Source organism: Agrobacterium sp. LMR679, assembly GCF_027157905.1.
Classification (GTDB): Bacteria; Pseudomonadota; Alphaproteobacteria; order Rhizobiales; family Rhizobiaceae; genus Agrobacterium; species Agrobacterium leguminum.
In genome coordinates this window covers 1256170-1270542 of the sequence record NZ_JAPVOJ010000001.1, presented here as the reverse complement: position 1 = coordinate 1270542, position 14373 = coordinate 1256170, and the positions used below count along the sequence as shown (strand labels likewise).

The window sequence follows — 14373 nt, the reverse complement described above, 5'->3', positions numbered from 1 at the left end:
ATGAAAATGAAACTGGCACAGTCCGCGCTGGAATATGGCCAGCATGCATGCTCATGCGCGCTGTAAAGCTGCATGACAGATTTTCGCCCCTCATAATGGCAGATAATGCCGTTCGTCAAGCGTATTCGATATGATTGACCTTCTCCTCCACCCCAATTAAGGTCAAAAAATCTGTAAGACAGCTTTACAGATATAGCAACGCTTAAAAGCCAGTGGAGGAAAAAGTGAGCGTGACGCGCAAGGAGCATGATTTGCTCGGGACGAAGGAAATTCCGGCGGATGTCTATTGGGGCGTGCACACGGCACGCGCTGTGGAAAACTTCAAGATCACCGGGGTGACCATCGGCCACAACCCCTATCTCGTCCGGGGACTGGCCTATGTGAAGGAGGCGGCGGCACGCGCAAACCACGAGCTCGGCCTGCTCGACGCCGAACGCATGGAAGCCATCGCAGAGGCCTGCCGCGAAATCCGCGCCGGCGCGCTGCATGAGCAGTTCGTGGTGGATGAAATTCAGGGCGGAGCCGGCACCTCCACCAACATGAATGCCAACGAGGTCATCGCCAACCGTGCGCTCGAACTGCTCGGACACGAAAAAGGCGACTATGCCCGCCTTCACCCGAATGACCATGTCAATCTCAGCCAGTCGACCAACGACGCCTATCCGACCGCGATCAATGTCGGGCTGATCGAGGCCATCGACGATCTGGCCGCTTCCATGGGTGTGCTGAAGGATGCCTTCGACCGCAAGGCGCAGGAGTTTGCCGGCTTCATCAAGATCGGCCGTACGCAATTGCAGGACGCCGTGCCGATGACGCTCGGCCAGGAATTCCGCACCTTCGTGGTGATGCTGGGAGAAGATCAGGCGCGCCTCATCGAATCCGCCGCACTTCTGCACGAGATCAACCTCGGCGCCACCGCCATCGGCACCGGGCTCAATGCGCCGCGCGGTTATGCCGAGCTTGCCTGCCAGCATCTGGCGGAGCTGACCGGACGCCCGCTGGTGACGGCGGCAGACCTCATCGAAGCCACACAGGACCCCGGCGCCTTCGTGCATCTCTCCGGCGTGCTGAAACGCGTTGCCGTGAAGCTGTCGAAGACCTGCAACGACCTTCGCCTGCTCTCTTCCGGTCCGCGCGCCGGTATCGGCGAGATCACCCTGCCCTCCGTTCAGGCGGGTTCCAGCATCATGCCGGGCAAGATCAACCCGGTCATTCCCGAAGTGGTCAATCAGGTGGCCTATGCGGTGATCGGCAATGACATCACCATCACCATGGCCGCTGAAGCCGGGCAATTGCAGCTGAACGCTTTCGAGCCAATTATCGTGCGCGCACTTTCACAGAGCATCAGCCAGCTCAGCGCCGCCTGCCGCACCTTGGCGGAACGCTGCGTCGACGGCATCGTCGCCAATCCGACGATCATGGCGCAGCGCGTGGAAGAATCCATCGGTCTCGCCACCGCCCTCAACCCGTTGATCGGTTATTATGCGGCGACGGAAGTGGCGAAGGAAGCACTGGCCAGCGGCCGCACCGTGCCGCAGGTGGTTCTGGAACGCGGTTATCTCACCGATGCGCAATTGCAGCAGGCGCTGAGCCCGCGGCACCTTGCCAACCTGCCCGCCGTCACGGCTGGCGAAGCCGATCTTCGCCAATAATCGTCGTCACCACCTGCTTCACCTGCCCAAGGTGAAGCTCCATCGCTTCCCGCGCCTCGGGCGCTGAACCCCGCCGGATCGCCTCGACGATCCGGCGGTGCTCGAAATTCGAGGCGACGCGTCGGCCGGCCATCAGATTGACCATCTCTGACTGTTGGGACAGCGCCTCACGGGCATCGGCCACCACCTTGGCGAACAGCCTGTTGGCCGAAGCTTCCGCAATGGCGCAATGGAATTGCCCATCCAGCAGCACCCAGGGATGCGGCCTTTCTTCGGCTTCCATCCGATCACAGAGCTCAAGCAGGACTTCCAGCTGAGCATTCGTGCGCCGCAACGCCGCCCAACCGGCCGCAGGAACTTCGATGAAGGGGCGGGCTTCGATCAGATCGCGGGCTGAATAGGCGCCGTAATTCAATTCGGAAGGCGGCGTCGGCGTCATCACATAGGTGCCGCTTCCGGTGCGGGTCTGCGTCAGCCCCAGGGTCTGGAGCGACCGCAAAGCTTCGCGAACAATCGGCCGGCTGACGCCATATCGGGCGGCCAGATGGGCTTCGGAAGGCAGCCGGGTGCCAACCGCAAGCTGCCCCGAGGTGATGGCGGAACGGATATCATCGAACACCGCTTCTGCGGCATTCTTGCGATTGATCGGCTGCGCATCCGCTAGCCAATCCGACAACCCGCCCATCTTCAAACCCTCCGCACTCTCAATATGTTCGCAATATCAACGCAAAACCAGACAACCGTCCAAACGCAAAAGGACGGCCGCCGCTCTCGCAGCCAAGCCGACCTTCCTAACATTATCCTGCCAGCCGGAACAACGACGGCGGATATTTTTGTTGAAGCGAGGGCGCTGTATCGCCGCACCCTCGCTCCGCGTCAGATATTACGCCTTGATTTCCGCTGCCTCCGGCTTGTCATCCTCACGCGGAATGCGGAACCACGCGACATAGAGCGCCGGCAGGAAGAGCAGGGTAAGCGCCGTGCCAACCACGATACCGCCCATCATCGCATAGGCCATCGGGCCCCAGAAGATTTCCCGGGAGATGGGGATGAGGGCGAGGGTGGCCGCCGCCGCCGTCAGCATGATCGGCCGCATGCGATGCTCGGTCGCCTCGATGACGGCACGCCATGCCGAGACCCCTTCGCTTCTCAGATGCTCGATCTGCACGACGAGAATGACCGAGTTGCGGATCAGAATGCCGATCAGCGCCAGCACGCCGAGAATGGCGACGAAGCCCATCGGCGCATTGGAGAAAAGCAGCGCCACCACGACACCGATCAGGGCAGTCGGCGCCACGGCAAAGACCAGGAACAGCCGGCTGAAGCTCTGCAACTGGATCATCAGGATCGTCGCCATCGCAAACAGCATCATGGGCACGACAGCGACAATCGGTGCTTGCGAATCCGCGCTGGATTCCACTGAGCCGCCCGTCTCCAGCGTATAGCCGACGGGAAGCGTTTTCTGGAACGCCTCGATCTTCGGCTTCAGCTGTTCCACAATCGTCGCCGGCTGCGTTGGACCGATAATGGCCGCCTTGACGGTGACCGTCGGGATCCTGTCACGACGCCAGATGGTCGGCTGCTCCAGCTCATAGCGGAAATTGGCGATTGCCGAGAGCGGCACGGCCTTGCCGTTGGTCGCTGGCAATTGCAGGTTCTGCAAGGTCTCGATGGAGCCGCGCTCCGAAAGCTGCGCCCGCGCCACCACGTTGACGAGGTAGATATCGTCCCTCACCTGCGTGACGGTGGATCCTTCGACAATGCTGTTCATGGCATTGGCGATATCTTCCGAGGAGACGCCGAGCTGGCGGGCCTTGTCCTGCAGAACATCGACCTTGACGACGCGCGTCGGCTCGTTCCAGTCCATCACCATGTTGGACAGTAGCCGATGTTCGCCGACGATGCCCGACAATTGCTGCCCGAGTTCGCGCACCTTCTGGATATCAGGACCGCTGAGGCGATATTGCACCGGTTTCCCGACTGGCGGACCGATATCGAGCAGTTTCACGAAGGCGTCGGTGCCGATAAAAGTCTTGTTCAGATAGTCCTGCAATTCGGCGCGCACCTTGTCGCGGACATCCAGCCCCTTGGTGACAATGACCGTCTGCCCGAAGGTGACATCCGGCGTCTGCACGTCGAAGGACAGGATGAAACGCGGCGCGCCTTCACCGACATAGGTTGTCCAATGGTCGATATCCGGATTCTTGGCCAGCATTTCCTGCTCGAACTGCGCCATCTGCCGGTTGGTTTCGGCAATGGAACTGTTCTGCGGCAGGTTCCAGTCAACGATCAGCTCCACGCGGTCGGATGACGGGAAGAACTGCTGCTGCACAAGGCTCATGCCGCCAACGGAAAGGCCGAACAGCGCAATGGTGAGGATAATCGTCACCCAGCGCCAGCGCAGCGCCCGGCCGAGAAGCCAGGAAAAGGCGGAGGCAAAGCGGCCCTTCTTTTCATGATGCGATTTCATCGTCTTCGGCAGGATCGTCACGCCGAGCAGCGGCGTGAACAGGACCGCGACGATCCATGACACGATCAGCGAAACGGCGATCACCACAAAAAGCGTGAAGGTGAATTCACCCGCCGCGCTGTTGTTGAGGCCGACGGGAATGAAGCCGGCGACCGTGACCAGCGTACCGGTCAGCATCGGGAAAGCGGTGGAGGTATAAACATAGGTCGCCGCTTTCCTGAGATCGTCTCCCACTTCAAGCCGCGCGACCATCATCTCGACGGCGATCATCGCATCGTCGACAAGCAACCCGAGCGCGATGATGAGGGCGCCCAGAGAGATGCGTTGCAGCGAGATGCCGGTATATTCCATGTAGACGAAGGTGATCGCCAGCACGAGCGGAATGGAAACGGCAACCACCATGCCGGCCCTGAGGCCAAGGCTGATGAAGCTGATGACGAGAACGATGGCGATGGCCTCGAACAGCGCCGAGGTGAAGCCAGAGACCGCCTCATCGACCACGGCCGGCTGATCGGACACACGATGCACATCGACACCGACAGGCAGATCCGCCACCACCCGCTTCATCTGCGCATCCAGCGCCTCGCCGAAGTGCAGCAGGTTCGCGCCGGTTTTCATGCCGATGGCAAGGCCGATGGCCGGCTGGCCGTTGAAGCGGAACAGCGAGGACGGCGGGTCGACATAACCGCGCCGGATCGTCGCCACTTCCGTCAGCGGGAAGAACCGGTTGTTGACCCGCAGATTGATGGACCGCAGGCTGTCCTCCGAGGTGAACTGGCCGCTTACACGCAGCGCCACGCGCTCCGGCCCGGCATTGACGAAACCGGATTGCGTGACGGCGTTCTGGGCTTGCAGCGTCTTGATGATCGACTGCTGGTCGATGCCGAGCGCCGCGATCTGCCGCGTGGAGAACTCCAGATAGATCGTCTCATCCTGTGCGCCGATGACATCGACCTTGCCGATATTGTCGACGGTCAGCACCTTCGCACGGGCATCCTCCACCAGATCGCGCAATTGCCGCTGGCTGAGACCGTCGCTGGTGAAGGCATAGATATTGCCATAGACATCGCCGAAGCGGTCGTTGAAGAAGGGGCCGACGACGCCCGAGGGGAAATCGCCCTTGATGTCGCCGATCATGTTGCGCACCCGCACCCAGGTCGGCTCGACATTGCGCGCCTTGGTTTCCGGCACCAGCTCCACGAAGATCGTCGTGCGGCCGGCGACCGTCTGGCTGCGCAGATGGTCGAGATTGTCGAGTTCCTCGAGCTTCTTCTCGATCCTGTCGGTCACCTGCCGCGCCACCTCTTCGGCGGAAGCGCCGGGCCATTGCGCGCTGATCACCATCGTCTTGATGGTGAAGTTCGGATCTTCCTCGCGGCCGAGGTTGAGATAGGAGAAAACGCCGGCAAGAACAAAAACCAGCATGAAGTACCAGACGAGCGAACGGTGTTCGAGCGCCCAGTCGGAGAGATTGAATTTCTTCACTGACGGACCTCCTGATCGATCCTGATGGCCTGTCCATCCTTGAGCTTGTGAACGCCGGCGCTGGCAACGCGCTCACCGGGCTTGACGCCGCCGGTGATGCGGACGCTGCCGCCTTCGGCAGGCTCGCCCTCTATCGTGACCGGGCGCAGCGTCACCGTTGCCGTCTCGGCATTGACGATCCAGACGCCCCATCCATTGTCGGTTTTCAGCAGGGCCGATGACGGAAGCATGATCTGCGGTTCGGAGGCGGCAAGCACCGAGGCCGTGACGACGGACCCCAGCCGGAATGCCGGCGGCGCATCCTGCAGGCTGATCTTCGTGCGGCGCGTACGCGTCGCCGTTTCGGCTTCCGGAGCGATCTCGCGCACCACGCCGGTGGTGCGAATTTTCGGATCGAGCTGCAGGGCGACCTCGAAGGCGGAGCCGATCTCCAACCGCTGCGCCGCAAATTGCGGAACGTCGACCACCACATCGCGCACTTCCGGGCGGGCAATGGTCACGACCGTTTGCCCGGCCGAGACGACCTGGCCGATTTCGCCTGAGGTTGCCGTCACCACGCCATCAAATTCCGCATGCAGCTGCGCATAACCCAACTGCTCCTCGGCCTTATCCAGATTGGCGCGGGCCTTGGCGACGGCGGCATTGGCGGTGCGGGTGGCCTGCTCGGCCTCTTCCAGTGCCGCTTCCGTGCCGCTGCGGGCTTCCGCCAGCACGCGCTGACGCTGCTCGGTCGTCACTGCATTGGCCAGCTGCGCTTCCGCATTGGAGAGGTCGGATTGCGCGCTCTTCACCGCAAGCTCGAGCGCCAGCGGATCGATCGACGCCACCACGTCGCCCTTCTTCACCAGATCGGCCACATCGACATTGCGGGCGATAATGCGCCCGAGCACGCGAAAGCCGAGATCGGTCTGAATGCGCGATTCCACCGTGCCGGTCAGACGCAGGGCATCGGCCGGCTTCTCTTCCACGACGACGGAAAGCACCGGGCGCGGCGCCTCGGCGGCGGCTTCCTGCTTTTCCTCACAGGAGGAAACCGCAATCGCCGCAGCCACCAAAAACAAGCATTTATATATACTGGACATTATTGTGCCTGCCCCTTTTCATAGGCGACCTTTTCACCGGCGCGGAGAAATTTGGTGCCGACGGTGACGACGAGATCGCCGGGATTAAGCCCCTGCGTGATGACGAATTGACCCGTCTCGTAATCGGCGACCTCGACGCGCCGCATGGCGATTTCCGAAGATTGCGGATCGACCACCCAGACGGCGGGTAAGCCGTCCTGCGACGTCATCGCCGACCACGGAAGCTCAATCGCATCGACCTGTTTGAAGCGGAAATGGCCGGATACGGGCGCGCCGAGCGGCATGGTCATATCGCCGTTCAGACCCACCTTGACCCTGATCGTTCCATTGTCCGGGTCTATCGTCGGAGAAATCTCCCGCACCGGCGCCGCAACGCTGCGGGCGGGGTCCGACAGGAGGCTGACATTGACCAGATTGTCGATATCACGCTCGAGGAAGAGGGATTCGTAAACATCGAAGACCGCATCGCGCGGCCCGTCATGCGCCAGCGTGAAGACGAGCTGGGCGGCCTGCGCCACCTGGCCGACCTCCACATTACGCGCCGTGATAACGCCATCCGCATCCGCCCTGAGTTCGGTATAGGACAGGGCATCGCGGGCCGTATCGAGCTGTGCCTGCGCCGATCTCACCGCCCCTTGCGTCGTGAGCAGGGTCTCCTGGGCCTTGTCGACCGCCGAACGCGAGGTCACCTGCGTCCTGAACAGGCTTTGCTGACGGTCGAACGTCAATTGCGCCTGCGTCTGCTGCGCTTCCGCTGATTGCAGGTTGGCCAGGGCGACATCGAGATCGGCCTTTTGCTCTTCGGGATCCATGCGGGCAAGCAATTGCCCGGTCTTCACCCTTGCGCCCACATCCACCAGCCGCTCGGTGATCTTGCCGCTGACGCGGAAGGACAGATCCGTCTGGACCCGTGCCTTTACTTCGCCCGTGATGACGCTGCCGCGATCGACAGGCTTTTTCTCAGCCGCGACCACATCGACGGTGCGGAGCGGCTTTTCGGCAGGCGGCTCTTCATTGCTGCAGGACGACAGGGCGAAAATACCGCCAAGCGCCGCCGCGATAAGAATAGTTCTCATGGTGACCTCTTGATCTTCGCCTCATCCTATAATATTTGACTGACTGAATAGTCAATGAAATTCTTATGCCGCTGATCGGGGAGCTGTCCGGAACATCGGGCCAGCCTCCCGAATGATCATTCCCTTCTCGTCCGGCACATACCTGCGGGCGCATCGGCAATGTTCCGGCATATTGAAGCATGCGCGCGCCTTCATAAAAGTCGTTCCGGTTTTTGCGCCGGTGCTATAGGCAAACCCATCTCTCATTTCCGCCAATCGCGACGGACAGAAGGGCACGCGTCGAAAATAAAGAAGGATCCGGGGCCATGGCGAAAGCAAAACTGACACGTGCTGAACAGAAGATACAACGTCCGTTGCAAATTCTCGATGCAGCATTCGAGGAATTCACCAAAAGGGGATTTACCGCGACGCGGGTGGAAGACATCGCGGAACGGGTGGGAGTGACGAAAGGAACGGTCTACGTCTATTTCGAAACCAAGGAGGCGCTCTTCGAGGCTATGGTAAAACGTGCCTCCATGCCGTTCCGGGAGGCGTTCAGGGCCTATACGCACAAGTCAGACGATCCCGTCGAGCAGCTTCGTCTGCTGCTCGAATTCCTGTTCGACTCACTCGTCGACAACAGAAAAATGCGGGAACTGTTTCGTCTAATCGTCGCGGAAGGCGCAAAATTCCCGGATCTCATCGACCAGCACCATGACACGATGATGGCGCCGGTCTTTGCACGCATCGATGCGGTCCTCGAGGAAGGCGTCGCGAAAAAAGGTTCAGGGCCAACCCTCCCGAACTCGCCAAAGTGGTGATGTCGCCCATGGTCGGAACGTTGGTGTTTCGACTGATTTTCAACGACCGGCGCATTCTGGACAGACAGGCCGTACTGAAAATTCATCTCGAGCTGATCATGCGCGGGCTGCTGGCATAGACATCACTCTTCGCTGCCCGGCCTTAGCCGACGCCACCGATGCAGACATATTTGAGTTCGGTATATTCCTCGATGCCGTGGCGTGACCCTTCCCGGCCGAGGCCCGACATCTTGACACCACCGAAAGGCGCCTCGGCGGTGGAAATAGCCCCCGTATTGACGCCGACCATGCCATATTCGAGCGCCTCGGCAACCCGGAAGACCCGCGACAGATCGCTCGCATAAAAATAGGAGGCGAGGCCGAAATCGGTATTGTTCGCCTGCGCGATCACATCCGCCTCGTCCTCGAAGCGGAAGAGCGGGGCGAGAGGCCCGAAGGTTTCCTCACGCGCCACCTGCATGCCGGCATCGACATTACGCAGGATCGTCGGCTCGAAGAAGTTGCCGCCCAGCGCATGTCTTCTGCCGCCGGTGGCGACTTCCGCGCCTTTCGAAAGCGCATCGGCAATATGGGCCTCCACTTTGGCAACGGCGTTTGCGTCGATGAGAGGCCCGAGAATGCTTGCCCCCTCCAACCCGTTGCCAACCCTCAACCGAACGACGGCTCGAGCGAATTTTTCAGCGAAAGCATCATAGACGCCGCTCTGCACATAAAGACGGTTGGCGCAAACGCAGGTCTGACCATTGTTGCGGAATTTGGCGAGGATCGCGCCCTCAACAGCGGCATCGAGATCGGCGTCATCGAAGACGATGAAGGGCGCATTGCCGCCGAGTTCCAGCCCCAGTTTCTTGATCGTCGGCGCACATTGCCGGTAAAGATGTTCGCCTGTGCGCGTTGAGCCGGTAAAGGTCAGAAGGCGGATATCCGGGCTTGCCGTCATTTCTGCGCCTATCTCGGCGGCTGGCCCTGTCAAAATGCTGAAAAGCGCAAGCGGCAGGCCGGCGCGCTCGGCAAGGATGGCAAGGGCGATGGCAGAAAACGGCGTTTGCGGTGCCGGTTTCAGCACCACCGCACAGCCGGCGGCCAGCGCCGGGCCGGCCTTGCGGGTGATCATGGCATTGGGGAAATTCCATGGCGTGATGGCCGCAACCACGCCCACGGGCTGGCGGAGAACCAGAATGCGTTTGTCCGGCTGGTGGCCGGGCACTGTCTCGCCATTGATCCGCCGCGCCTCCTCGGCAAACCATTCGATGAAGCTCGCACCATAGGTGATCTCACCCTTTGCTTCCGCCAGCGGCTTTCCCTGTTCCAGCGTCAGTATCATGCCGAGATCGTCACGGTTCTCCATGACGAGCCGGAACCATTCCTTCAGGATATTCGCACGCTCGCCGGCGGTGCGGCGGGCCCACTCCTTCTGGGCGATTACAGCCGCAGCGATCGCTTCTCGCGTTTCCTTCGCGCCGAGTTCTGGAACCCGTCCAACGATCTCTCCGGTTGCGGGATTGCGGATCGCCGCCGTTTCATGGCCATCGCAACCGATCCAGCGACCGGCCACCGGCACTTTCTCGCCGAAGAGTGTGGGATCATTCAGATGCATGGCCCATCCCTCAACAGAAGACCTGAGCCGAGGCCGGATCGAAGGCGAGATGCACGAGGTCGCCACGGCTGAGGCCGGAAATCGCCTCATGGCCGAAAGGCAAGCGCACTGCAAGCGGCTCACCCGAGCCGGTATGGGCCACCACATGGACATTGTTGCCGAGGAAGGTGATATCGCTGACGGTGGCCGGGAAACCGGCGGCGGCGACCGGCCGATTACGGCTGAGCTGCAGCCGCTCCGGGCGCAGCATCAGCGCCGCCTTCGTTCCCGGCGCAGCCTCACCATGCACCGGAATATGATCGAAGACGATATCCCGGCCGAGCGACACCGTCGCCTTGCCGCCCGAGGCGGCGAGGAGATCGCAGGCGATGAAATCGCTGTCGCCGATGAATTCAGCCACGAAACGGGTAGCCGGGTGAGCGTAAAGCTCCGGTCCCGTGCCGATCTGGTCGATAACCCCCTTGGAAAACACGGCGATGCGGTCGGAAAGACGAAGGGCTTCTTCCTGATCGTGGGTAACATAGAGGATCGTCACTTCCGTCTGCTGGTGAATACGACGGATTTCGAACTGGATTTCTTCGCGCAGCTTCTTGTCGAGCGCCGACAGCGGCTCATCCATCAGCAGCACCGGCGGGTCGTAGGCAAGCGCGCGGGCCAGCGCCACGCGCTGCTGCTGGCCGCCCGACATCTGCGCCGGTTTTCTGTCCTCGAAACCTTCGAGACGGACAAGCCGCAACATTTCCTTCACTTTCGCATCGATTTCCGCCTTGCTCTTGCGGCGGACCTTCAGCGGAAAGGCGATATTCTCGCCGACCGACAGATGTGGAAACAGGGTGTAGCGCTGGAAGACCATGCCGATATTGCGCTTGTGCGACGGCGTCGACAGCAGGCTTTCGCCGTTCAGCAGAATATCGCCGGCTGTCGGCTGCTCGAAACCGGCAAGAATATAAAGCGTTGTGCTCTTGCCCGAGCCGGACGGCCCGAGAAATGTCATGAACTCGCCCGGCTGCACGTCGAGATTGACGTCCTGAACGGCGACGACCGGTCCGTATTGCTTGCGGATGCCGCGAATCTGCAGGAGCGGTTTGGTCATGTTTTCAGTCCTTTTCGCACAGCCGCGACAAGCAGCATGAGAATGATGGTCACCGCGATGAGAAGCGTGGAGGCGGCCGCAATCACCGGCGTCAAATCCTGACGCAGGGTCGCCCAGATTTTCACCGGCAGCGTCTGCAATGTCGGGCTTGCCATGAAGATCGCCAGCACCACCTCATCCCACGAGGTTAGGAAGGAGAAGATCGCCGCCGAAAACAGGCCGTGGCTGATTGCGGGAAGCGTGATGCGGATTTTCGCCTGCAACGGGCTTGCGCCGCACAGCACCGCCGCATCCTCAATCGATTTGTCGAAACCCTCGAGCGCGCCGGTCAACGCCAGAATGGAAAAAGGCAGCGCCACGACGAGATGGGCAATGACGAAACCGGCAGTGGTACCGGCAAGGCCAAGTTTCAGAAAAAAGGCGTAAAGCGCCACCGCCAGCACCACGACGGGCAAGATCATCGGCGTCATGAACAGCGCGCGAAGCGTGTTACGCCCGATGAAACGGCCGCGCACCAGCCCGAAGGAGGCGACAAGACCGATCAGCACGGACAGCACCGTGACCATGAGGGCGATGCGCAGGCTCGTCCAGGCGGCCTCCAGCCATCGCGGATCGGCGAAGAAATCCGCATACCATTTCAATGTCCAGCCGGGCGGCGGAAAGATCAGCCATTGCGACGAGCCGAAGGACAGCGCTGCGATGAAAACGATGGGCAGAACGAGAAATGCCGTCGTCAGCACCGTGATCAGGAGGAGTAGCCATTTCCAGAGGCCGAGGCTGTTATAGTTCAAAAGCATGTCAGCGCCCCCCTGCCCCGGCCGCGCCGAAAAATTTGAGCTGGATGGCGTAAAGCGTCAGCGTCACCACCAGCAGCACCAGTGCGGCCGCCCCGCCCATGCCCCAGTTGACCAGCGACTGCACGAATTGCGCGATGAGTTCGGCCAGCATCATGTTCGCCGTGCCGCCGAGCAGTGCGGGGGTGACGAAATAACCGAGCGACATGACGAAGACCATCAGCGCGCCGGAAATCATGCCGGGCGCTGCCAGCGGAATGAGGATGCGGGTCAGCGCCTGAAGGCGTGTCGCCCCGCACAAGGCCGCCGCCTGAAGAATGGCCGGATCGATCTTGCGGATGACGCCATAGAGCGGAATGATGATGAAGGGCAGCATGATATAGGTCATGCCTATCGTTACCCCGGTAAGATTGTTGACCAGCGCTAGAGGCTGATCGATGATGCCGAGCCCCATCAGCGTCTTGTTCACCACGCCCGTGCGCTGCAATAGCACCATCCATGCATAGGTGCGCGCCAGAAGATTGGTCCACATCGACAGGAGCAATATGGCAAAGACGATGGAAGCGAGCCGCGCCGGCATGATGGCGAGCGCCCAGGCGACGGGGAAGCCGATCGCCAGCGACACCACCGTTACCAGCGCCGACACCGCGAAGGTATTGAAGAAAATCTTCAGATAGGTGGAGCTTCCCAGCAGGGCGGCATAGTTGCCGAATCCGAGGACGGGTTCGGTGACGCTGCGCGACAGCAGGATCAGAACCGGAACGATGAAGAACAGGACAAGCAGGACAAGCGCCGGCAGGGTAGCCGTAAAGTTGCCGGGCCGGAAAGGCATCCGCACCTTCGCTTTCGGGCTGACTGTTTCATCGGTAAGCGAGACCATGCCCAAACCTCCCGGACGTGGAAAATCGCGCGGGCGCCTGTCGCGGCCCGCGCCGTTATCTTATTTCGCCTGCCAGGCGTACCAGCGCTCGCCAATCTCATCGCGATGCTGCGCCCAGTAGCTCATATCGGCATTGACCTGGCTTGCCGTCTGCTGGTCCGGCAGTGTCTTGGCGGTTTCCGGATCCATCAGCTTGGCGGATTCGATATTGACCGGCGCATAACCCGTCGCGGTCGCCATATCCGCCTGCGCCTGCGCAGAGGTGGCGAGCGCGATGAACTTCATCGCCGCATCCTTATTCTTCGTTCCCTTGGGAACGACGAGGGAATCCGCCGCGGTGATGTTCTGCTGCCAGGAGGTCTCCACCTTCACGCCGCTTTTTTCAAGCGCCGTCATGCGGCCATTCCAGACGCTGCCGAAGGGCGCTTCCGCAGATGCAATCAACTGCTGTGACTGTGCGCCGCCGGACCACCAGATGATATCGGATTTGATCGTATCGAGCTTCTTGAAAGCGCGGTCGAGATCGAGAGGATAAAGCTTCTCGGCGGCCACGCCATCGGCCAGAAGGGCTGCTTCGATCACGCCCGGCGCAGACCATTTGTAGAAGGTTCGTTTACCGGGAAATTTCGCAGTGTCGAACAGATCCGCCCAGCTCTTCGGGCAGGCGGCCACGGCATCGACATTGCAGCCGATGACGAAGGAATAATAAAAGCTGCCGACTGAGTAGTCCGTCACGAAGCGCGGATCGAGCTTGGTCTTGTCGATAACGGCAAAATCGAGCTTCTCCAACAGGCCTTTCGGGCCGGCCTGCGCGGCATAATCGCCCTCGACATCGACCACATCCCAGGTCACGCCGTTCGCCTCGACCATGGCTTTCAATTTGCCGTAGTCCGTCGGACCGTCCTGCACCACGTTAATGCCGGTCGACACCATGAATTTTTCAGCCCAGGCCGCCTTCTGGGCGTCCTGCGTGGTTCCTCCCCAGCTGGAGAAAACCAGATCATTCGCTTCAGCAGATGCACCAAGGGCAAAAAGAGCGGCGCATGTTGTCAATACCAGTTTCAATTTCATGTTCCCTTACTCCGTTTTAGAGCTTCTTGTTGGTATGCACGTCGCGACCGGCGCATTTCACCCGAGCGGTGAAAATCGCGCCGGTTTCATGATCTTGTTTTCGGCGACTTCGATGAGGTCGCGGATTTTCGGAAGGAAGGACAACCAGCGCGGATCGGCCATCAGCCGTGCGCGCCGTTCTTCGCGGTCATCCAGGCTCGAAAAAGCCCAGATATGGACGATCTCATTGATCGGGCCGATCTCGGAGAAGAAGTAACCCACCAGTTCGCCGAGATGGCTCTTCTGGATTTCGATACCCTCCTCCTCGACCACCTTGAGGTAGGCGGGAATGGCGCCGTTTTTCAGCCGGTAGGTGCGGATTTCGTAAAACATG

The 14373-nt window shown here is 60.7% G+C and carries 11 protein-coding genes and 1 pseudogene; 2 read left to right on the top strand and 10 right to left on the bottom strand.

Features of this window, described 5'->3' with window-relative positions; translation table 11 throughout:
* The first annotated feature begins 224 nt into the window (after positions 1-224).
* A complete protein-coding gene (locus O3W47_RS05840; RefSeq protein WP_269313218.1) occupies positions 225-1652 on the top strand; it encodes an aspartate ammonia-lyase in 1428 nt (475 codons plus the stop codon).
* On the opposite strand, the gene O3W47_RS05835 is transcribed toward O3W47_RS05840, so the two are convergent.
* From O3W47_RS05835 to O3W47_RS05820, 4 genes are all read right to left on the bottom strand, one after another.
* Positions 1621-2337: a FadR/GntR family transcriptional regulator gene (locus O3W47_RS05835; RefSeq protein WP_080819552.1), complete on the bottom strand. Its 717-nt coding sequence runs from the start codon at positions 2335-2337 to the stop codon at positions 1621-1623. The genes O3W47_RS05840 and O3W47_RS05835 overlap by 32 nt on opposite strands.
* Positions 2338-2535: 198 nt before the next feature.
* Positions 2536-5607: an efflux RND transporter permease subunit gene (locus tag O3W47_RS05830; RefSeq protein WP_127755526.1), complete on the bottom strand. Its 3072-nt coding sequence runs from the start codon at positions 5605-5607 to the stop codon at positions 2536-2538.
* A complete protein-coding gene (locus O3W47_RS05825; protein WP_269313217.1) occupies positions 5604-6689 on the bottom strand; it encodes an efflux RND transporter periplasmic adaptor subunit in 1086 nt (361 codons plus the stop codon). Before O3W47_RS05825 ends, O3W47_RS05830 begins: the two co-directional genes overlap by 4 nt.
* Positions 6689-7765 carry an efflux RND transporter periplasmic adaptor subunit gene (locus tag O3W47_RS05820; RefSeq protein ID WP_269313216.1) on the bottom strand — a complete coding sequence of 359 codons (1077 nt, stop codon included), beginning with the start codon at positions 7763-7765 and terminating at the stop codon, positions 6689-6691. Before O3W47_RS05820 ends, O3W47_RS05825 begins: the two co-directional genes overlap by 1 nt.
* Positions 7766-8070: 305 nt before the next feature.
* Here O3W47_RS05820 and O3W47_RS05815 point away from each other — a divergent pair.
* Positions 8071-8684, top strand: a pseudogene (locus O3W47_RS05815) (TetR/AcrR family transcriptional regulator).
* Between the two features lie 23 nt (positions 8685-8707).
* Here O3W47_RS05815 and O3W47_RS05810 read toward each other — a convergent pair.
* The 6 genes from O3W47_RS05810 to O3W47_RS05785 all read right to left on the bottom strand — a co-directional run bounded on the left by O3W47_RS05810 (position 8708) and on the right by O3W47_RS05785 (position 14372).
* On the bottom strand, positions 8708-10162 hold the full coding sequence (locus tag O3W47_RS05810) for an NAD-dependent succinate-semialdehyde dehydrogenase (RefSeq protein ID WP_269313215.1): 1455 nt from the start codon (positions 10160-10162) through the stop codon (positions 8708-8710).
* 10 nt (positions 10163-10172) lie between these two features.
* Positions 10173-11255, bottom strand: a complete 1083-nt coding sequence (locus tag O3W47_RS05805) for an ABC transporter ATP-binding protein (RefSeq protein ID WP_137453605.1) — start codon at positions 11253-11255, stop codon at positions 10173-10175.
* The gene (locus O3W47_RS05800; protein WP_020813477.1) at positions 11252-12052 is read right to left on the bottom strand and encodes an ABC transporter permease; all 801 of its coding nucleotides are present in this window, start codon (positions 12050-12052) and stop codon (positions 11252-11254) included. The genes O3W47_RS05805 and O3W47_RS05800 overlap by 4 nt, the downstream gene beginning before the upstream one ends.
* A gap of 1 nt (position 12053) precedes the next feature.
* Positions 12054-12881, bottom strand: coding sequence for an ABC transporter permease (locus tag O3W47_RS05795; RefSeq protein ID WP_442864615.1), 828 nt, complete (start codon positions 12879-12881; stop codon positions 12054-12056).
* Between the two features lie 108 nt (positions 12882-12989).
* On the bottom strand, positions 12990-14000 hold the full coding sequence (locus tag O3W47_RS05790; protein WP_137453603.1) for an ABC transporter substrate-binding protein: 1011 nt from the start codon (positions 13998-14000) through the stop codon (positions 12990-12992).
* 57 nt (positions 14001-14057) lie between these two features.
* The gene (locus tag O3W47_RS05785) at positions 14058-14372 is read right to left on the bottom strand and encodes an NIPSNAP family protein (protein WP_020813480.1); all 315 of its coding nucleotides are present in this window, start codon (positions 14370-14372) and stop codon (positions 14058-14060) included.
* Between the last annotated feature and the right edge of the window lies 1 nt (position 14373).